This window comes from Psychroserpens ponticola (genome assembly GCF_023556315.2).
GTDB classification, from domain to species: Bacteria; Bacteroidota; Bacteroidia; order Flavobacteriales; family Flavobacteriaceae; genus Psychroserpens; species Psychroserpens ponticola.
On sequence record NZ_CP116221.1, the window covers coordinates 3702081 to 3720531 of the forward strand.

Below are 18451 nucleotides of genomic sequence, written 5' to 3' on the forward strand. Positions count from 1 at the left end.
GAGTGGCTTTTTAGTTTTTATGAAATTCTAATAATTGGTTTAAAATTAAAGAATGTGATTCTTTATTTAGATTTCTAGTATCTTCAACGGCTAATCCTTCAGTAGTGATGAATTTATGAACTTTAGCTCTCATTAAACCTGGACTTCCACTGAAAAATGTATATGAAAATCGTTTTTTGTTATCACCAAAAGTGATGGGAACAATAGGAATATGATGATTTATAGCCATTCTGAAAGCACCATCTTTAAATGCATCTAAAACAATACTTTCATCTGGAACGCCTCCTTCAGGAAAAATACAGATACTCATGCCTTGCTTTAATCGTCGTTGGGCTCTTAAAAAAACAGCTTGTCTACTTTTAGGATTACTTCTATCTACCAAAATGCTCGTCCGTTTATAGAAAAATCCAAACAATGGTATTTTAGCCAGCTCTTTTTTACCGACAAAAACAAATGGGTTTTTTGATGCTACCAACATAAGCATTATGTCTGCCATAGAAGTGTGATTAGCAATAAACATGTAGCTTTTTGATGCTTCAGGAATTTGTGCTCTTTCAATTTTAACACGAAATCCCATTCCTATTAAAATAAAACGAGCCCACAAACGAGCAATTCTAAAAAAGAAAGGATACCATGATTCCTTAAGAATAGAAATAACCAATATTGGAAATAGAATAATTATAGGAAGTGCTACCAAAATGTAGAACCAGATGCGATATAAAACCCAAAAGATGTACTTAAATAGCTTCATGTGGCTCAAAACTACTCAAATTTATTCAACAATTCTACTAAAAAAAGTACCTTTGCTAACGATATAATATATTGAAATCGTAGTGGAAGTTGAGGTTTGGAAATTTAAAACATATCGAAGCGTCAGTTCGAGTGATTTTGAGACACGAAAAATCGTATCGAGAACCAATTTAAAGCAAAAATTCTATTCTCGATACAAATTTCACTCATTTTCAATCGTAAAATTCACTCGAATTGACGAATTTTATCAAAATGCAAAACAGGTAATAATAATAGTTTAATAAAAAAGATTCCCATTTTCATGGGAAATTAACATGGCAAGAATACTTACAGGAATACAAAGTACAGGAACACCACATTTAGGAAATATATTAGGCGCAATCTTACCTGCAATTAAAATGGCTAACGACACTGAAAATGAGTCGTATCTATTTATCGCTAATATGCACACGCTAACACAAATAAAAAATGCCGAAGAATTACGTCATAATACGTATTCGGTTGCTGCCACGTGGTTGGCCTTTGGACTTGACATTAACAAAACTGTATTTTATAGACAAAGTGATATTCCTCAAGTCACTGAATTGGCTTGGTATTTAGATTGCTTTTTTCCGTATAAACGATTAATGTTAGCTCATGGTTTTAAGGATAAGGCTGATCGTTTGGATGATGTAAATTCTGGCTTATTTATGTATCCTATGCTTATGGCTGCAGATATTTTATTGTATGATGCTGAAATTATTCCTGTTGGTAAAGATCAATTGCAACATATTGAAATGACACGTGATGTTGCAACTCGTTTTCATGCTAAAATGGGAGACACTTTTGTGTTACCTGAAGGTAAAGTTCAAGAAAATACGATGCTTATCCCTGGAACCGATGGTGAGAAAATGAGTAAAAGTCGAAATAACTTTATCAATATTTTCCTTCCAGAAAAGAAGTTGCGCAAGCAAATCATGTCTATCGAAACAGATAGCACACCTTTAGAAGATCCAAAAAATTGGAAAACCTGTAATTGTTTTGCCATTTATAAGTTATTAGCTTCTGAAGCTGAGATTAAAACGATGACATCTAATTATGAAAATGGTGGTTATGGTTATGGTCATGCCAAACAAGCTTTGTATGAATTAGTCCTTTCTAAATTTACCATACAACGTGAACGTTATGATCATTACATGGCGAATCTTGTTGAAATTGACGACGCATTAGCTGTTGGGACTGATAAAGCCAAAACTGTAGCTAATGATGTACTAAAACGTGTAAGAAAAAAAACAGGGTATTAATATGAAAAAATTAATATGGTTTACCATTTTAAATACTACTTCAATGGTATTATTAATTATTTCAAGGTTTGATTCTAAAATTGAAGGATTTGATTGGCTTATTTTTATTCCTGCTGTTCTTATCGTGTTAACCTTAATTCATTTTTTTGTGGAACGCAAGACATTAAACAAGCTCAAATAATTTTCCTGGAAGTGGTCTCGTGACACCTTTCAATTCCATTGTTAATAATATACTTGCCACTTTATAAATTGGCAAATTGCATTCTAAAGCAATCACATCTAAAAGTTGTTTATCATTGTTTTCTAGATAGTTATAAATGATTTTTTCTTCGGAAGTAAGCTCAACAAATAATTGTTTTTGAATGACTGGTTTTTCTAGTATGTCTAATTCCCAATTCAATATATAAGGAACATCTAAAGGATTTGATAATACATGTGCTTGTTGAAATTTAATCAAATTATTACAACCAAGGCTCTGACTGTCAGTCACACGACCAGGAACAGCAAATACATCTCTATTATAAGAATTTGCAATATCTGCTGTGACTAGGCTTCCACCTTTTTCGGCAGATTCAATGACAATAGTCGCTTCGCTCATTCCTGCAATTATTCGGTTACGTTTTAAAAAATTATTTCTATCAAAGGTATCTGTACTCCAAAAATCGGTTAGAAATCCACCATGTTTTTCAACTTCAGCGCTATATTTTTTGTGTGTTTTTGGATACATTTGATTCAATCCATGTGCTAGACAACCAATGGTTTGAAGTTTGTGTTTTACAGCTGCTCTTTGTGCTGTAATATCAGTTCCATAAGCAAAACCTGATACGATAATGGGATTAAAAGCTGCTAATTCTTCAATCAATTTATTACAGAATGCAATTCCATAGGTCGTAATTTTACGAGTGCCAACAATACTTATAATGCGTTGTTGCTTCAAGTTAATGTTTCCAGTTTGAAATAGTAGTATTGGAGCATCTATGCAATGTTTTAATTTTTCAGGATACACATCTTCCGTAAAATAGAGACAAGAGATCTTATTTTCTTTAATAAACTGTAGTTCATGCTCAGCAGCTTTTATATGCTCAGAATTAAATAATCCCTTAATAGTTGTTGTGCCAATACCATCAATTTTAAGAAGGAGATGTCGTTTTTCCTTTAACACAGCTTCGGCAGAACCACAATAGTTAATTAACTTTTTAGCTGTAACATCTCCAATTTTTGGAACATGCTGCAATGCTAAAGCATAAATTAATTGCTCATCTTTCATAGTTGTAGATTATTTTCTATGAAAGTAGTAAAAATTCCCTTGTTAATAAATACTTCTACTGATGTTTTATTCGTGTTCAAAAAATTTTAACTTTGTTTCTATGCAATTAGAGACTTACATCAGCGATTTATTATATAGATACGATTGTGTTACTGTACCAGAGTTTGGTGCATTTTTAACACATCGTGTGTCGGCGAAGATTCACGAATCCACTCATGCGTTTTATCCTCCCAAAAAAGCCTTGTCTTTTAACGAGCAATTACAGAACAATGATGGTCTATTAGCCAATTACATTGCAGATGTTGAGAAGATTCCTTATGAGGTTGCCGTTGAAAAAGTAACGAAGCATGTGAAATCAATAAAATCGTATTTAGTTGAAGGCGAAACGATTGCATTTCAAAATATTGGTGAGTTATTATTGAATAAGGAAGGGAAAATTAATTTTGAACCTTCACTTCATATCAATTACTTAACAGATGCTTTTGGTTTATCTCAATTTACATCTTCGGATATTACTCGTGAAGTGTATAAAGAAGATGTTGAAGCTATTGAAGAGGTCATTCCACTAATTATTACACCTGAAAAACGCAAATCTCGTCCTTACTTAAAATATGCTGCTATTGCATTAATTGCATTAACCGTTGGAGGTTTTACGGCTTCTCATTATTATGGAAATCAAATTGAAAGCCATAATCAATTGGCTCAAGAAGAAGCAAATCAACGCTTAGATGTTAAAGTTCAAGAAGCTACTTTCATTATAAATAATCCATTACCTGCTGCTACACTTTCTGTAGAAAAAAAACAAACAGGAAATTACCATATTGTTGCTGGTGCTTTTAGAGTTGAAGCAAATTCTGACAAAAAAGTAGATCAGCTTAGAGCAAAAGGTTACAAAGCCAGAAAAATTGGTGCTAATAAATACGGCTTGCATGAAGTTGTGTATGCGAGTTTTTCTGATAGACTTGAAGCTTTAAAAACATTACGCCAAATAAAACGTGAGCACAATAGAGATGCTTGGTTACTGGTTAAAGCTTTAGATTAATTCTTTCTATCATTTATAACATCACACTGAGTGCAGTCGAAGTGAAATGTGAGAAATCTAGATTTATCGTCACTCATACTACACTCTGTCGAAATGACAACTATTATTCTACTTTATTTTTGCACAACTAAAATCATAAATCATTTAGCTTAGATTTAAATTCATCTTACCTTTGCATAAACTTAAGTAGTTGATGGAACCAAAAACAGCATTTCAAACTAAAACCATAATGACCGATTTGGTTTTACCTAGTGAAACCAATCCAATAAATAATCTCTTTGGTGGTGAACTTTTGGCACGAATGGATCGTGCTGCCAGTATAGCTGCAAGACGACATAGTAGACGTATCGTTGTAACGGCTTCAGTAAATCATGTAGCATTTAACAGATCTATTCCTTTAGGAAGTGTAGTAACTGTTGAGGCAAAAGTCTCGCGTGCATTTACAAGCTCTATGGAAGTCTATCTTGATGTTTGGATTGAAGATAGAGAATCTGGAGAAAGTATAAAAGCCAATGAAGCTATTTATACTTTTGTTGCTGTTGATGAAACTGGACGTCCAGTAAAAGTGCCTCAACTTATTGCAGAAACCTCACTTGAGAAAGATCGTTATGATGGCGCTTTACGTCGCAAACAATTAAGCTTAGTGTTAGCTGGAAAAATGAAGCCTGGTGATGCCACTGAGCTAAAAGCTTTATTTGAGTAATAAGATTACATCTTAAATAACCAACCTGCAGGATTTTGTGTTTTAGAATCTTTATACACACCAAAACCTAACATGGTTTCACCATTAGACTTATTAGTAAACACCTCTCCTATTTCTTGTTTTGTAGTAACTTTATCGCCTTTTTTGACGTAAATTTTTGACATGTTTTTATACACTGTAATATAATTACCATGACGAATCATCACTACAGGATTGGCATTTGGAATCACTAAAATTTGTGATACCTCTCCATCAAATACAGCTCTTACTTTCGTGCCTTTTTGAGTAGCTATTTTAACACCTTGACTATTAATTGTAACTGTTCTATCTATTGGTGAAGGTTGTTTTCCATATCTTAATTTTACAACACCTTTTTCAACAGGCCAAGGTAATTTCCCTTTATTATTTTCAAATCCTTTGGCTAAAACTTTATCTTCTGGAGTTAATATAAACTTATTAGTTGGCGAGGTATTTTTACCCGCTTTCTTATTTGAAGCTGCAATGGCTTCACGGATTAAGCGGTCAATTTCACGATCTAATTTATTTATTTCTTGCTGTTTTTTCTTAGCTTGAGATGCATAAGTAGTCATATTTTTTCTAATAGTAACCATCAACTCTTCTTGCTCCTTGAGTTCAATTTCAAGTTGCTTTTTAACTTCTCTGTTTTCAAGAACCAATTTATCCTTGTCCTTTTTTTGTCGTAATAAATTGGTATTGAGTTCTTGTAATTTAATAGTTTTCCCTTTTATAAGCTCACCTTGTTCTTGTTGGTAATTAGCATATTGCTTGATATATTGCAAACGTTTATAAGCTTGTTTAAAATTATCTGAAGACAATAAAAACATCACTCGACTTTGTTCAGATTTGCTTTTATAGGATTTTACAACCATAGCTGCATAACTCTCTTTTAACTCTTTAAGTTGATCTCTTAAACTGGTAATTTCGTTTTGATTTGCATTAATTTCACGTGTCAAAAGATTAGCTTGATCATTAGTTATCTTAATTAAATTTCGTCTTACACTTACTTTGTAATTTAAGTCTTCAACTAAAGATACTAAAGATTTTTCCTTTTTCGTATCGGAAAATAAAAGCGCATTAATTTGCTTTAATTCATTTTTAAACTTTAGTCGTTTAGCTTCCAATTCCTTTTGCTTATTGCTTTGTGAATTGGCTAAAGTGATGCTTAAAAAGAAGCATAACAATACAATAATGTAGGTTGGTTTATTGCGCATCATTAATCTAATATTATTTCTTTAAATCCTGAAGGAATTTTAAATGGAAAACGAACATCTTGATTTAATGATACTGATTTATATTCCATTGCAATAATAACCTCGTCATTGTTTTCGACAGCCATGATTTTAATGTCTTTTGGTAGAATTTCTTTATCCACATCTTGATATGCTAGATAATCTACTTGAAGAAACCGTTTCTTCAATGGTTGAAGTAATTGCTGTGAATCCATTTTAAAATGTGATGGATTCAAAAGCAAAAACAATTCTAATAGTGCTGTTTGTTCTTTAGGTTGTAAAATGTAAGATTTATCGTTTGTTGAAGCTATATATTTTTCGCCTTTCAAATTAAAAAGTGATTCACCTAGCAACAAACTTTGGACCTTTTTAAAATTGAGTTCAACACCTAATAAATTACTTAACAAGGTATAATCTCCTTTAAAATATTGGTCGTTTATCTTATCGTAAAAACTCACTTCGTCAGGAGTAATCATGGCTCTAGCTAAGCCTAAAGTAGCGCTAATCCAGATGGCTTTATCTTTTTCCATTCTAAGATTAACGGTGTAACCATGCTCTTGTAAATCTTGAGTATAATCAATTTTAACTCTAGCTTGTAGTGTTTTAAACTTAGAATCTTGTCGAGTATTCTCCTTTATCAGTTGCTTTGCAGAAAGACCATTATTAATTTTACCATCACTTGCAATTGCTTTGGCTGACTTACAAGATGTAGCAAGACTTACTAAAAGAATAATGATACTATATTTAACGATTTTCATAACATTATTACTGTTTAGTCAATGCTTCTGCTTTTTTAGCAAACGCTTCAGATTTGGAAATATTATTGTTTTGTTTGAAAGCAATACTCAATTGACTATAAAAATCTGACAACATTTTGTCATCATCAACTACAAAATCGGTTCCCATTTCTAAGCTTTCAATGGCTTTTTTAGGTTGATTCAATTTGTTGTTCGCTATTCCATTTACTAAATATAAAATAGGCTGCGCAGGATAGATCTCTAATGCATCTGCACTTAATTTTGCTGCTTCAGCATCTTTATTTAAATCTAAACGTAATAAAAGCACATCCTTTATCGTATTAAAATCGTTTGGTTCTTCATCTAAAATGTCTTCCAAATAGCCTAATGCCTTTTCTTTATCATTTACTTTTAGATGATATTGAGCCAATTCTCTTAAGGTTTTTGGGTTTTTATCATCATCAATTAAAGTAGTAACTTCAACAAGTTGAGGTTCATATTCAGGATTATTAGAAACAAATTTTACAAAATCGTTTAAGACTTTTGCTTTTGCTTCAGGCTTTATATTTGGACTCGTTAACACGGTCTTCATAGATTTAATAGCGCTTTCGGTATTGTTATCATCTAAATAAAACTTATACAATGCTAAATGCACTAATCGAGATTCTGGATTGGATTCTAATAACTCTTTTGCTGTGTCAAATGCTTTTGCTGTGTCACCTGTTTCACTATATCTATAAATAAGTCTCAAATAACTCGCTTCATCTTCAGGATTACTCTTAACACGCGTTTCAAGATTTTCAATTCGGTCATCATCATTACCTGTCAGGTCATAAATTTGATTACGCAAAAAGTCTCGATCTTGATTGTATCCAAATTCATTATCAAGTTCATCAAGAATTTCTAGTGCATTTTTATATTTTTTTGCTTCTATATAAAGACTCGCTAAATCCTGTTTGTAATCTGGATGAAATTTCACCAGTTGTTTGACTGTTTTTAAGGCTTTGTCTAGATCATTTTGCAACATATAGACATCATAAAGCTCATCAAGAAACCATTCATTTTCTGGAGATTTAGAAATGGCTTGTTTTAATGCATCTTCAGCAGCACCAAAATTTTTAAGCGCTTTATAATTCTTTCCTAGTTCAAAAAACAACGTAGGATCGGTATCATCAATTTTAATACATTTGAGTAATTCATTAGCTGAACGTTGGTAGTTCTCAATTCCTTTTTGTTTTAAGGCTTCAAAAAAGTGTTCTTGATATGCATCTTCATAATTTCCTAAATCATCATCTGGTCGTTTATTAAAATCGACTTGTGCATAAGTATTCTGCGGAAGCATAAAGATTCCGAGAATAGCTATTAAGATTTGAAATTTAATTTTCATAAAAAGGACCTTTCGTTAAGCTGCGCTTGCTATCTTCATTCAAAATATATTTTGAATTCGATAATGCTCAAGGTGACATAGTTACTAAATATTTAGTCAATTATTATTCCAAAATTGAATAATCACCAATACTAATGCTAGTAAACTTTCCATCATAACTAACATGATTACCAATCATAGCATTGTCTAAATTAGCATTTTTAATGGTAGTATGCGTTTGTATTAAGCTATTTTTAACGGTTGAATTATCAATCGTACAATTATTCCCAATACTAACGTTAGGACCAACTGTTGCATTGTTCAAGACCACATTTTCGCCAATACAACAAGGTTCTATAATTGTAGAATTGTTGCTTTTCACTGAATTTGCTATTAATTGCTCTTCACCATCGGCTTTTAAAAACCCAAGCATTTTGGTATTGGTATCAAGAGTTACGCTTTTATTTCCACAATCCATCCATTCATCAACAGTTCCTGTTTTAAAAATTCTGCCTTCAGCCATCATGCGTTTGATGCCATCATTAATTTGGTATTCGCCACCATTCATGATGTTTTCATCAAGAATTTCTTGAAGTTTTCCTTTTAATACTGAAACATCTTTAAAGTAATAAATCCCAATTACGGCTTGATCGCTGACAAAGCTTTCTGGTTTTTCAACCAACTCAACAATCTCTTGATTATCATTAAGTTTCACCACACCATAAGCTTCAGGATTTGCAACACGCTTTGTCCAAATCACACTATCGGCTTCTGGATCTAAATCAAATTTAGCTCGAATTAGAGTATCAGCATAAGCAATTACTGCTGGTCCAGATAATGAAGGCTCAGCACACATAATAGCATGACCTGTACCTAAAGGTTGGTCTTGACGATAGATAGAAGGTTTCGCTCCTAAACTAGTCGCTAGATTTTTTAAACTCTCCACAACATCGTCTCCAAACCAAGCTGGATCTCCTAAAACAAAGGCAATTTCTTCAATAGGTTGCTTTAAAACTTTCACAATATCTTTTACTAATCTGTGAACAATGGGTTGTCCAGCAACTGGAATTAATGGTTTTGGTACTGTTAAACTATGTGGTCTAAGACGAGAACCTCGTCCTGCCATTGGTACTATTATTTTCATGCTTAAAAAGTTGATTTGTATATTTATTGAGATTTCTCACATTCGTTAGAAATAACATTATTGATTATTTTATTATACCTACAAGGTTTTAAAAACCTTGCAGAGTTTACTAGGAAACGCCTGTGCTACCAAAACCGCCTTCACCTCTATCAGTTTCAGATAATTCTTGAACAGAAATCCATTCTGCACGTTCGTGTTTTGCAATCACTAGTTGTGCGATACGTTCGCCATTATTGATTACAAAATCTTCACTAGATAAATTTACTAAAATCACTCCTATTTCACCTCTATAATCAGCATCGATTGTTCCTGGAGCATTGAGTACAGTGATTCCTTTTTTTGCTGCTAATCCACTACGTGGCCTAACTTGAGCTTCAATACCAACTGGCAATTCTATAAAAAGTCCTGTGCCAACGATGCTTCTTTCTAAAGGTTTTAATGTTCTAGACTCTGAAAGACTCGCTCTTAAATCCATTCCTGCTGAAGCAATGGTTTCGTAGTGCGGTAAATCGTGATTGGATTTGTTAATTATCTTTATATTCATAGCTAAAGACCTCTCGACTGCGCTCGAGGTGACATTTAATTATTGTTTAATTTTTTTCTAGTTAAAAACTTTAATTCTTTTCGTTCTAAAAAAGCAACTAAAGTGACAAAGAGTAACAAAAATACAGTTCCTAATAACATATTTCTATCTAAATGATAATAAGTTATGAAACTTAATGCAGTGCTTATCAGAAGGTAAATTGCGATTCTACTTACATCATAAGGTACAGGATAATATTTTCGACCTAATACATAAGACATAAACATCATCAAACTATATGCAATAAGTGTTGCATAAGCACAAGCCATAAAACCAATTTTAGGAATAAATATGAGGTTAAAGCCAATGGTAATTGCGGCACCAATAATTGAAATGTACATTCCGAAACGTGTACGATCTGTTAGTTTATACCAAATAGAAAGATTATGATAAATCCCTAAACAGAGATTCGCTAATAATACAATTGGAACAATATCTAGAGCTAATAAGTAACTTTCATTTTTAATAAGAACAGGTTGCAATAAATCGATGTAGATCACAACAATCATTAAACCTAAAGCACCAACAATGGTGAAATATTTTAAAATAGTCGCGTAAGTTTGTGTCGCATTTTCTTTATCGGAATGGTTGAAAAAAAACGGTTCTGCTCCCATTCTGAAAGCTTGAATAAATAAGGTCATAAAAACCGCTAATTTGTAACATGCACTATAGGCGCCATTAACAAACTCACCTTCAATTTCTGGCAACAACCATTTATCAAAATTTTCATTAATCACAAAAGCTAAACCTGCAACCATGATTGGCCAGCCATAATTTAAGAGTTGTTTTAAAACTTTAGGTTCAAAATTTAGTTTCGTTTTAAAGAAATATGGCAATACTAATATTAAAACAACAGCACTTGCAATGAGGTTTGCGATAAATATATATTCTACATTATTTTCAACAGTAAACAACGATTTTAACCCTTCTGAACCATACGTTGAAGATAGTAGAAGTACATTTAAAAGCACAATAATAAGCACATTAATCAATTTGATCGATGCAAACTTTATTGGTCTTCCTGTAACTCTTAAATAAGCAAACGGAATTACGATTAGTGTGTCTAGAAGTGTTATTCCTACAAGAATTGAATAGAAATCGGTATTAATTCTAAGCGCTTCAGAAATTGGAACTCTAAATAAAAACAATAGTATTCCAAAAAGAAAGGTACTTACTACAATAGTTATCATTGCAGTTGACAACACGCTGTCTTTATCTTTATTCTTACTAAAAAACCTAAAAAATGATGTTTCCATTCCATACGTAAGAATCACATTGAAAAAAGCAGCAACGACGTAAAATTCTGTGGTTTCAGAATAACCTTCATTAGGTAATACATCAGTATATAAACGAAGTAAGAGAACATTAATTAGTTTTGGCACTACAATCGCCAAACCATAGATAACTGTGTCTTTTAAAAAAGTTTTTAGTACGCTCAAAAGTTAATTTTTGTTCTGCTAAAAATACGCGTTTAGGAAACGTTAACCAAAGATATGTTATTGTCCATTTGGTGGAGCACTAGGATAATGAAGTGGTTCCTCCATTTTAATATTTGAAATTTTATAATACATTGTTTTGTTACCTTTACGGTACGAAATAATACACTCGTCATCATTAAACTTAAACGGCATTTTTTCTTTAAGTTTTGGAAGTCTATTTTTAGACTCTTCTTTCATTTCAGAACTCAATATGATGTCATTTCGTTTATTGAAATCTGTTGAAAATCGACCAACATATAGCGCTTGATTTCCTTTTTTAAATTCAAGTTTTGCTTTTTGACCTCTAAAAAACACACTATCTAAAACAACAGAATCATCTTTCACTGGAATATAAACAGTAATGCCAGATCCTCCTCCTTTAACTCCTGCAACCCATTTTTGAGCATAGGTTTCTCCAAATTCTATTGGAGCATTCTTTTGTAATTTTTGAGCTGTTGAACATTGAGAAAAGCTAACCATAAGGATGAGCATTACAATTAAAAATGATATACGCTTTATTGATTTCATATATATTTATTTCTATGATTATAAATATACGTTTTCAAATTTAATGCCATAAAAAAACCCAACTCTTAAAAGTTGGGTTTTGATTTTTATATGAGATGCTGAATCAAGTTCAGCATGACAATACTTATTTCTAATTGTTCAATGCTTCAGCTCCACCAACAATTTCTAAAATTTCATTGGTAATAGAAGCTTGACGTGCTTTGTTGTATGTTAATTTTAACTGATCTCTTAATTCAGTTGCGTTATCTGTAGCCTTGTGCATTGCAGTCATACGTGCTCCATGTTCACTTGCAAAACTATCTCTTATACTTTTGTATAATTGTGTTTTTAATGATTTTGGAATAAGTTGCTCTACAATTTCAGCTTTTGAAGGCTCAAAAATATAATCTAAATTTACATCGGAATCACTTTCAAAAGGAACAATTGGTAAAAACTGCTCAGTCATTACAATTTGAGTCGCCGCATTTTTAAACTTATTGTAAACGATTTCAATTTTATCAAATTCGCCATCAACAAATTTTTCCATCAGCATTTCAGCAATTTCAGCAACATTATCAAAAGTTAAGTCATCATAAACCTCACTTTTATTATCGATAACCTTATTGGTTTTCTTAAAAGCATCGTTTGATTTCTTACCAATAACTAAATAAGAAACATCTTTGTTAGCATACTTTTCAGCAGCCAACTTAGTTACTTCTTTAATAATGTTAGAGTTAAATGCTCCAGCAAGACCTCTGTTTGAAGTAATAGGCACTAAAAGCACTTTTTTAACTTCTCTTTGTGTTGAATACTTACTTCCTGAATCTGCATCTAAAGTTGCACTTAAGCTTTGTAGAAGCTCAGATAACTTATCAGAATAAGGTCGCATTGCAGTAATAGCATCTTGAGCTTTTTTCAATTTTGCAGCAGATACCATTTTCATGGCACTAGTAATCTGCATCGTTGAAGATACTGATGATATTCTATTACGTATTTCTTTTAAGTTTGCCATATTGAAAATATGAAAATATCCTGCTTTCTAAATTAGAGAGCAGGATTATTAATTATGCTCTATACTTACCTGATAAATCTTTAGCGACAGTAGTTAATGTGTCGATAACTTCATCAGTTAATTTACCCGCTTTTAAAGTCGTTAACACATTGTTGTGTTTCGCTTTAAGGAACTCAATATAATCTCTTTCAAATTCTTTTACTTTCTCTACAGGAACGTCTCTTAATAAGTTTTTAGATCCAGCGTAAATAATTGCTACTTGATCTTCAACTGTAAATGGATCGTTTTGACCTTGTTTTAAGATTTCAACGTTACGTTTTCCTTTTTCAATTACATTTAAAGTCACAGCATCTAAATCTGAACCAAACTTAGCAAACGCTTCTAATTCACGATATTGAGCTTGATCTAATTTTAATGTACCTGCAACTTTCTTCATTGATTTAATCTGAGCGTTACCACCAACACGAGATACAGAAATACCTACGTTAATTGCTGGACGAACACCAGAGTTAAACAAATCACCATCTAAGAAAATTTGTCCATCAGTAATTGAAATTACGTTTGTTGGAATATATGCAGAAACGTCACCTGCTTGTGTTTCGATAATTGGTAAAGCTGTTAAAGAACCTCCACCTTTTACCAACGGCTTTAAGCTTTCTGGTAAATCGTTCATTTCTTTAGCAATGTTATCATCGTTAATCACTTTCGCAGAACGCTCTAATAATCTAGAGTGTAAATAGAATACATCACCTGGATACGCTTCACGTCCTGGTGGACGACGTAATAATAAAGATACCTCACGATATGCAACCGCTTGCTTTGATAAATCATCAAATACAATTAAAGCTGGACGACCAGTATCTCTAAAATATTCTCCAATAGATGCTCCTGTAAAAGGTGCGTAAACTTGCATTGCAGCAGGATCTGATGCATTTGCAGCTACTATTGTTGTGTATGCTAATGCTCCTTTTTCTTCTAGAGTTTTAGCAATTAAAGCTACTGTAGAAGCTTTTTGACCAACAGCAACATATATACAATATACAGGTTCACCTGCATCGTAAAATTCTTTTTGATTTAAAATAGCGTCGATACAAACAGCTGTTTTACCCGTTTGTCTATCTCCAATAACCAACTCACGTTGACCTCTACCTACTGGAATCATCGCATCAATTGCTTTAATTCCTGTTTGTAATGGTTCAGTTACTGGCTCACGATAGATAACACCAGGAGCTTTACGCTCTAATGGCATTTCATAAGTATCACCAGAAATAGGTCCTTTACCATCAATTGGAGTACCTAGTGTATCAACTACACGACCAACAATTCCTTCACCTACGTTAATAGATGCAATTCTGTTGGTTCTTTTTACTGTTGATCCTTCTCTAACTACAGTTGAAGGGCCCAACAATACGATACCAACATTATCTTCTTCAAGGTTAAGTACGATTCCTTCTAAACCACCATCGAATTCTACTAATTCTCCGTATTGTGCATTTGAAAGTCCGTAAGCACGTACTATACCATCACCAACAGTTAATACTGTTCCCACTTCGTCTAATGAAGCACCTGCTTCAAAACCTGAAAGTTGTTGTTTTAAAATTGCTGAAATTTCAGCTGGTTTTACTTCTGCCATTTTATTTAGTCTTTAGCTTTTAGCTGTTAGCCTTCAAAAAAGCCAACAATAAAACTCAATTAATTTAATGTAAATTCTCTTTTTAACTTATTTAGCTTATTAGCTATACTTGCATTGTATTGAATATCTCCAACACGTAAAATGAAACCACCAATGATGCTTTCATCAACAATATTTTCTAACTCTACAGATTTGCTAGTTAACTCTTTGATTTTAGCCATCACTTTAATTTCTAAATCTTGAGTTATTGCAACTGCAGTTGTTACTGTTGCTTTTTCTTTGCCAATATGAGCTTCATACAACTCGTTATATTTACGAGCTACGTCTGCAACAGCATCAATTCTATTGTTTTCAACTAATACATCAAATGATTTTGATGTTAAGGCATTTAAATCTGGAAATACTTGATTTAAAATCTCTCTTTTAGTCTCTTGTTTTGCAATCGCATTTTTTAGAGCTAGATCTAAGTCTGTATTTTCAGATACAGTATTAGCAATTAGCTTCATATCAATATTTATAGCCTCTTCAGACTTCTGGTCTATAGCTAAGCTTAAAACTGCTTTTGCGTAACGTATTGCTGCTCTTGTTCCTGACATAGTTGCTTAGTTTAATGTCGCTTCACCTAACATAGACTCCACCAATTTGATTTGTTTGTCTTTGTTAGAAAGTTCTTCACGTACTACTTTTTCTGCAATGTCTATTGAAAGATTAGCTACTTGCGTTTTTAATTCTGCAATGGCTGCTTTCTTTTCTGTTTGGATAGATGCTTGAGCTTGAGCTACTAATTTACCTGCTTCTTCTTTAGCTTGGTCTTTAGCATCTTCAATCATTTTATTTTTGATTTCACGAGCTTCTTTAAGCATTGCTTCACGTTCAGCTCTAGCTTCTTTCAATAATTTTTGATTATCTGCTTGAAGGTTTTCCATCTCAAGTTTTGCTTTTTCAGCAGAATCAAGTGCATTTTTAATACCTTCTTCTCTATCGTTTACAGCATTTAGCATTGGTTTCCATGCGTATTTCTTCAAAAGAAGTAATAACAACACAAATAATAATGTTTGCCAGAAAAATAGACCTATCGAAAAATCTTCTAATAAATTCATAATATATAACTGTTATATCAATTTAATTTTTAATTAAAGCAACCTTGCAACCAACCGTTACAAGGTTACTTTTGGGTTTTGATTATACTGCAAATAAAGCAGCAAATCCAATACCTTCAATTAAAGCTGCTGCAATAAGCATAGCTGTTTGGATTTTACCGTAAGATTCTGGTTGACGAGCGATCGCTTCCATAGCAGAACCACCAATTTTACCAATACCAATACCAACTCCGATTACAACTAAACCTGCACCTACCATTACTGGGATTTCCATAATAAATATATTTAAAAATTAAACATTCAAATTAATACGATTACAAATGTTGTATCTCACCATCATGCTCTTCTGCATGGTCATGAGTTTCTGCTGCAAAACCAAAGTAAAGCGCAGATAACATTGTAAAAATATATGCTTGTAGCAATGCTACTAATATTTCAATAAGTGAGATTGCGAAAGCCAAACCAAATGATAAAGGACTTCCCAACCAACTTTTGAAAATAAACATTAAACCTATTAAACTCATTAATACAATATGTCCTGCTTGCATATTTGCATATAGACGTATTAATAATGAAAATGGTTTGATAAAAATTCCTAAAACTTCAATAGGAATCAATATGATATATAAAGGCACTTTAGCGTACCAAGGCATAGAATCTCCTAATGGATCAAAAATATGCTTCCAGTAATCTGAAGTTCCTGTTAAGTTTGTCAATAAAAAAGTTAATATGGCTAGCGATGCAGTTACAGCAATATTACCAGTAACATTAACTCCCAATGGCGTTAAACCGAAGATGTTTAAAAACCAAATGAAGAAAAACACGGTTAATAAAAATGGCATGTACTTCATGTACTTTTTCTCACCAATATTAGGAATCGCAATGTCATCTCTAATGTAAAGTACGATTGGCTCAAAGAAACGTCCAAACCCTTTTGCAATGCCACCATTAGTAGCATACGATTTTGCTAGTCCTTTAAATAAAAAGAACATTAGCAAACCTGTAATGATAATCATTACGACACTTTTAGTGATTGAAAAATCCAGAGGCTTTACGTTTGTTGGATGATGCTCTTCATCATAATTGATGGTTCCCTGAGCATCAGTTTTATATATTTTACTGTGGTATAATTTGTAGTATTCACCATCAACTTCAGCAAGAGTTTCACCATGGTGAAATTTTGAAGATGAAAACACTTTTAAACCGTTATCCCAAAGAATAACAGGAAGTGGTGCTCCAATATATTTGTGCTCTCCAGCATCGTTTGTGAATGAGAATAAGCTAAAATCGTAAGAATCTTTCAAGTGATGTTGAATATATTCCTTTATTTCAGATTTTTTATCTCCTTTAGCGGCATCGTCGTTTTTACCAAACGAAGCGAATGAAACTAAACACAGTAATAAGGTAATTGTCTTAATAGTTATTTTTCTTTGCATATCACTTAAAATAATAGTGGCCTAAAAATCGCTGCAAAGGTAGGTTTTTATCTCAAAAACAAAAACAATTTCAAACTTTATTTTTGGGTGTTAATTTCAGTAGAAGAGTGAAAGTAATTATTCCATTTTATTAAGCCATTTTGCAAGGCTAAATGTTTCAAGAAATAGGCTTAACATATAAGGCACAAAAAAAGCAGCAAACTCTAATTTAGAAATATCTCCATCTGCTTTATAAAATGGGTAAAACACAATAAAAAAGACAACAAATTTAAGTGCGCTTCCTCCTAGAAACAAAAAACCTAATTGCTCTTTATACTTCTCTTTCATTTTAAAAAGAAAACCAAAAATTGTAATTGCTAAAACAGCATTAACAACATAAGCTAACACAATTTTATTATCATATAGAGGAAGTGATTTTGAACTTAGAATAAAAAGATGAATTGCAAAAGCAACAGATAATAAAATACTAAGTTTTATAGAAAATAGAGTGAAAGTGTGTTTCATTTAATATTTAATTCGGTTGAGTTGTTTTACGACTACGAATAATGAGATTCCAACACCCAAAAGTGTGCAGATAACGACGTAAAGTTTACCACTATCATTATATGAAGAATCTAACCACTTTCCCAGCTTGACAAATACGTAGATAATCACACCCATTTCGATGCCAATTCCAGAAAGAATGGCAACATTTTTAAGCGGACTGACCTTTTTCAGATTGCCCTCCTGTTTGTGCTGGTCTTTGTGTTGTGGTATGTTGTCCTGTTCTTGAGCCATTATTAAGTTCATTTAAAGCGCCTTTCATTGAACACGTAGCATTAAATGTTGCTCCTGGTTCGACAGCTAATTTCCCAACAATCACTTCTCCTTCAACATGAGCAGAAGATCTTAAAGACAACGTATCTGATAGCAATAATTTACCAGAGAACTTACCTTCAATATCTGCATTAGCGCTTTTAAGTGTTCCGTTTATGATTCCTGTTTTACCAACAACAACTTTTCCAGGTGTTTTTATATTACCTTGAACAGTCCCTTCAATTCTAAAATCGCCATCACTAATAATATCACCAGTAATGGTTGTTCCTTTAGCAATAGTGTTTTGCTGCGAAGTTGTTTCTGTAGCCATTTTTCCTGTTTTTTTATCTGAAGAAAACATAGTT

At 32.5% G+C, this 18451-nt stretch carries 22 protein-coding genes; 4 read left to right on the top strand and 18 right to left on the bottom strand.

What is annotated here, in order from left to right:
- Positions 1-10: 10 nt before the first annotated feature.
- On the bottom strand, positions 11-751 hold the full coding sequence (locus MUN68_RS16255) for a lysophospholipid acyltransferase family protein (RefSeq protein WP_249992972.1): 741 nt from the start codon (positions 749-751) through the stop codon (positions 11-13).
- 313 nt (positions 752-1064) lie between these two features.
- Here MUN68_RS16255 and trpS point away from each other — a divergent pair, with 313 nt between their 5' ends.
- Positions 1065-2033, top strand: coding sequence for a tryptophan--tRNA ligase (gene trpS, locus MUN68_RS16260; protein ID WP_249992970.1), 969 nt, complete (start codon positions 1065-1067; stop codon positions 2031-2033).
- A gap of 1 nt (position 2034) precedes the next feature.
- On the top strand, positions 2035-2214 hold the full coding sequence (locus tag MUN68_RS16265) for a hypothetical protein (protein WP_249992967.1): 180 nt from the start codon (positions 2035-2037) through the stop codon (positions 2212-2214).
- On the opposite strand, the gene dprA is transcribed toward MUN68_RS16265, so the two are convergent.
- On the bottom strand, positions 2197-3300 hold the full coding sequence (gene dprA, locus MUN68_RS16270; RefSeq protein WP_249992965.1) for a DNA-processing protein DprA: 1104 nt from the start codon (positions 3298-3300) through the stop codon (positions 2197-2199). The genes MUN68_RS16265 and dprA overlap by 18 nt on opposite strands.
- Positions 3301-3400: 100 nt before the next feature.
- Here dprA and MUN68_RS16275 point away from each other — a divergent pair, with 100 nt between their 5' ends.
- Positions 3401-4342, top strand: a complete 942-nt coding sequence (locus MUN68_RS16275; RefSeq protein WP_249992963.1) for an HU domain-containing protein — start codon at positions 3401-3403, stop codon at positions 4340-4342.
- A gap of 193 nt (positions 4343-4535) precedes the next feature.
- Positions 4536-5045, top strand: a complete 510-nt coding sequence (locus MUN68_RS16280; RefSeq protein ID WP_249992961.1) for an acyl-CoA thioesterase — start codon at positions 4536-4538, stop codon at positions 5043-5045.
- Between the two features lie 5 nt (positions 5046-5050).
- On the opposite strand, the gene MUN68_RS16285 is transcribed toward MUN68_RS16280, so the two are convergent.
- The 16 genes from MUN68_RS16285 to MUN68_RS16360 form a co-directional block, all read right to left on the bottom strand.
- Positions 5051-6280 (bottom strand): murein hydrolase activator EnvC family protein, encoded by a 1230-nt coding sequence (locus MUN68_RS16285; protein ID WP_317134782.1) that lies wholly within the window; start codon positions 6278-6280, stop codon positions 5051-5053.
- A complete protein-coding gene (locus MUN68_RS16290) occupies positions 6280-7053 on the bottom strand; it encodes a DUF4292 domain-containing protein (protein ID WP_249992959.1) in 774 nt (257 codons plus the stop codon). Before MUN68_RS16290 ends, MUN68_RS16285 begins: the two co-directional genes overlap by 1 nt.
- A 7-nt stretch (positions 7054-7060) precedes the next feature.
- Positions 7061-8419, bottom strand: a complete 1359-nt coding sequence (locus MUN68_RS16295) for a tetratricopeptide repeat protein (protein WP_249992957.1) — start codon at positions 8417-8419, stop codon at positions 7061-7063.
- A gap of 103 nt (positions 8420-8522) precedes the next feature.
- Complete coding sequence (locus MUN68_RS16300; protein ID WP_249992955.1) at positions 8523-9542, bottom strand: sugar phosphate nucleotidyltransferase; 1020 nt, start codon at positions 9540-9542, stop codon at positions 8523-8525.
- 109 nt (positions 9543-9651) lie between these two features.
- A complete protein-coding gene (dut, locus tag MUN68_RS16305) occupies positions 9652-10086 on the bottom strand; it encodes a dUTP diphosphatase (RefSeq protein ID WP_249992953.1) in 435 nt (144 codons plus the stop codon).
- A 35-nt stretch (positions 10087-10121) separates the two neighbouring features.
- Complete coding sequence (locus tag MUN68_RS16310) at positions 10122-11564, bottom strand: oligosaccharide flippase family protein (protein WP_249992952.1); 1443 nt, start codon at positions 11562-11564, stop codon at positions 10122-10124.
- 57 nt (positions 11565-11621) lie between these two features.
- Positions 11622-12131, bottom strand: coding sequence for a hypothetical protein (locus MUN68_RS16315; protein ID WP_249992950.1), 510 nt, complete (start codon positions 12129-12131; stop codon positions 11622-11624).
- A 130-nt stretch (positions 12132-12261) separates the two neighbouring features.
- The gene (gene atpG, locus MUN68_RS16320) at positions 12262-13122 is read right to left on the bottom strand and encodes an ATP synthase F1 subunit gamma (RefSeq protein WP_249992948.1); all 861 of its coding nucleotides are present in this window, start codon (positions 13120-13122) and stop codon (positions 12262-12264) included.
- A 52-nt stretch (positions 13123-13174) separates the two neighbouring features.
- Complete coding sequence (gene atpA / locus MUN68_RS16325; protein ID WP_249992947.1) at positions 13175-14755, bottom strand: F0F1 ATP synthase subunit alpha; 1581 nt, start codon at positions 14753-14755, stop codon at positions 13175-13177.
- Between the two features lie 59 nt (positions 14756-14814).
- Positions 14815-15351: an ATP synthase F1 subunit delta gene (atpH, locus tag MUN68_RS16330; RefSeq protein WP_249992946.1), complete on the bottom strand. Its 537-nt coding sequence runs from the start codon at positions 15349-15351 to the stop codon at positions 14815-14817.
- A 6-nt stretch (positions 15352-15357) separates the two neighbouring features.
- Entirely contained in the window at positions 15358-15855 is a 498-nt protein-coding gene (locus MUN68_RS16335; RefSeq protein WP_394357624.1) for a F0F1 ATP synthase subunit B, read from the bottom strand.
- Positions 15856-15937: 82 nt separating this feature from the next.
- Positions 15938-16129 carry an ATP synthase F0 subunit C gene (gene atpE, locus MUN68_RS16340; RefSeq protein WP_033959615.1) on the bottom strand — a complete coding sequence of 64 codons (192 nt, stop codon included), beginning with the start codon at positions 16127-16129 and terminating at the stop codon, positions 15938-15940.
- 40 nt (positions 16130-16169) lie between these two features.
- On the bottom strand, positions 16170-17291 hold the full coding sequence (gene atpB, locus MUN68_RS16345; protein ID WP_249992945.1) for a F0F1 ATP synthase subunit A: 1122 nt from the start codon (positions 17289-17291) through the stop codon (positions 16170-16172).
- Between the two features lie 117 nt (positions 17292-17408).
- Positions 17409-17795: a DUF6168 family protein gene (locus MUN68_RS16350; protein ID WP_249992944.1), complete on the bottom strand. Its 387-nt coding sequence runs from the start codon at positions 17793-17795 to the stop codon at positions 17409-17411.
- Positions 17796-18080, bottom strand: coding sequence for an AtpZ/AtpI family protein (locus MUN68_RS17740; protein WP_317134783.1), 285 nt, complete (start codon positions 18078-18080; stop codon positions 17796-17798).
- Positions 17986-18447, bottom strand: a complete 462-nt coding sequence (locus MUN68_RS16360; protein ID WP_249992942.1) for a bactofilin family protein — start codon at positions 18445-18447, stop codon at positions 17986-17988. The genes MUN68_RS17740 and MUN68_RS16360 overlap by 95 nt, the downstream gene beginning before the upstream one ends.
- Positions 18448-18451: the final 4 nt, after the last annotated feature.

Coding starts and splice junctions, on each gene's coding strand:
- atpG (WP_249992948.1), bottom strand. CDS start 13,122: ATGGCAAACTTAAAAGAAATACGTAATAGAATATCATCAGTATCTTCA.
- MUN68_RS16315 (WP_249992950.1), bottom strand. CDS start 12,131: ATGAAATCAATAAAGCGTATATCATTTTTAATTGTAATGCTCATCCTT.
- MUN68_RS16295 (WP_249992957.1), bottom strand. CDS start 8,419: ATGAAAATTAAATTTCAAATCTTAATAGCTATTCTCGGAATCTTTATG.
- atpE (WP_033959615.1), bottom strand. CDS start 16,129: ATGGAAATCCCAGTAATGGTAGGTGCAGGTTTAGTTGTAATCGGAGTT.
- atpB (WP_249992945.1), bottom strand. CDS start 17,291: ATGCAAAGAAAAATAACTATTAAGACAATTACCTTATTACTGTGTTTA.
- MUN68_RS16255 (WP_249992972.1), bottom strand. CDS start 751: ATGAAGCTATTTAAGTACATCTTTTGGGTTTTATATCGCATCTGGTTC.
- trpS (WP_249992970.1), top strand. CDS start 1,065: ATGGCAAGAATACTTACAGGAATACAAAGTACAGGAACACCACATTTA.
- MUN68_RS16265 (WP_249992967.1), top strand. CDS start 2,035: ATGAAAAAATTAATATGGTTTACCATTTTAAATACTACTTCAATGGTA.
- MUN68_RS16350 (WP_249992944.1), bottom strand. CDS start 17,795: ATGAAACACACTTTCACTCTATTTTCTATAAAACTTAGTATTTTATTA.
- MUN68_RS16335 (WP_394357624.1), bottom strand. CDS start 15,855: ATGAATTTATTAGAAGATTTTTCGATAGGTCTATTTTTCTGGCAAACA.
- MUN68_RS16280 (WP_249992961.1), top strand. CDS start 4,536: ATGGAACCAAAAACAGCATTTCAAACTAAAACCATAATGACCGATTTG.
- MUN68_RS16290 (WP_249992959.1), bottom strand. CDS start 7,053: ATGAAAATCGTTAAATATAGTATCATTATTCTTTTAGTAAGTCTTGCT.
- atpA (WP_249992947.1), bottom strand. CDS start 14,755: ATGGCAGAAGTAAAACCAGCTGAAATTTCAGCAATTTTAAAACAACAA.
- MUN68_RS16360 (WP_249992942.1), bottom strand. CDS start 18,447: ATGTTTTCTTCAGATAAAAAAACAGGAAAAATGGCTACAGAAACAACT.
- MUN68_RS17740 (WP_317134783.1), bottom strand. CDS start 18,080: ATGAACTTAATAATGGCTCAAGAACAGGACAACATACCACAACACAAA.
- MUN68_RS16285 (WP_317134782.1), bottom strand. CDS start 6,280: ATGATGCGCAATAAACCAACCTACATTATTGTATTGTTATGCTTCTTT.
- dprA (WP_249992965.1), bottom strand. CDS start 3,300: ATGAAAGATGAGCAATTAATTTATGCTTTAGCATTGCAGCATGTTCCA.
- atpH (WP_249992946.1), bottom strand. CDS start 15,351: ATGTCAGGAACAAGAGCAGCAATACGTTACGCAAAAGCAGTTTTAAGC.
- MUN68_RS16300 (WP_249992955.1), bottom strand. CDS start 9,542: ATGAAAATAATAGTACCAATGGCAGGACGAGGTTCTCGTCTTAGACCA.
- MUN68_RS16275 (WP_249992963.1), top strand. CDS start 3,401: ATGCAATTAGAGACTTACATCAGCGATTTATTATATAGATACGATTGT.
- dut (WP_249992953.1), bottom strand. CDS start 10,086: ATGAATATAAAGATAATTAACAAATCCAATCACGATTTACCGCACTAC.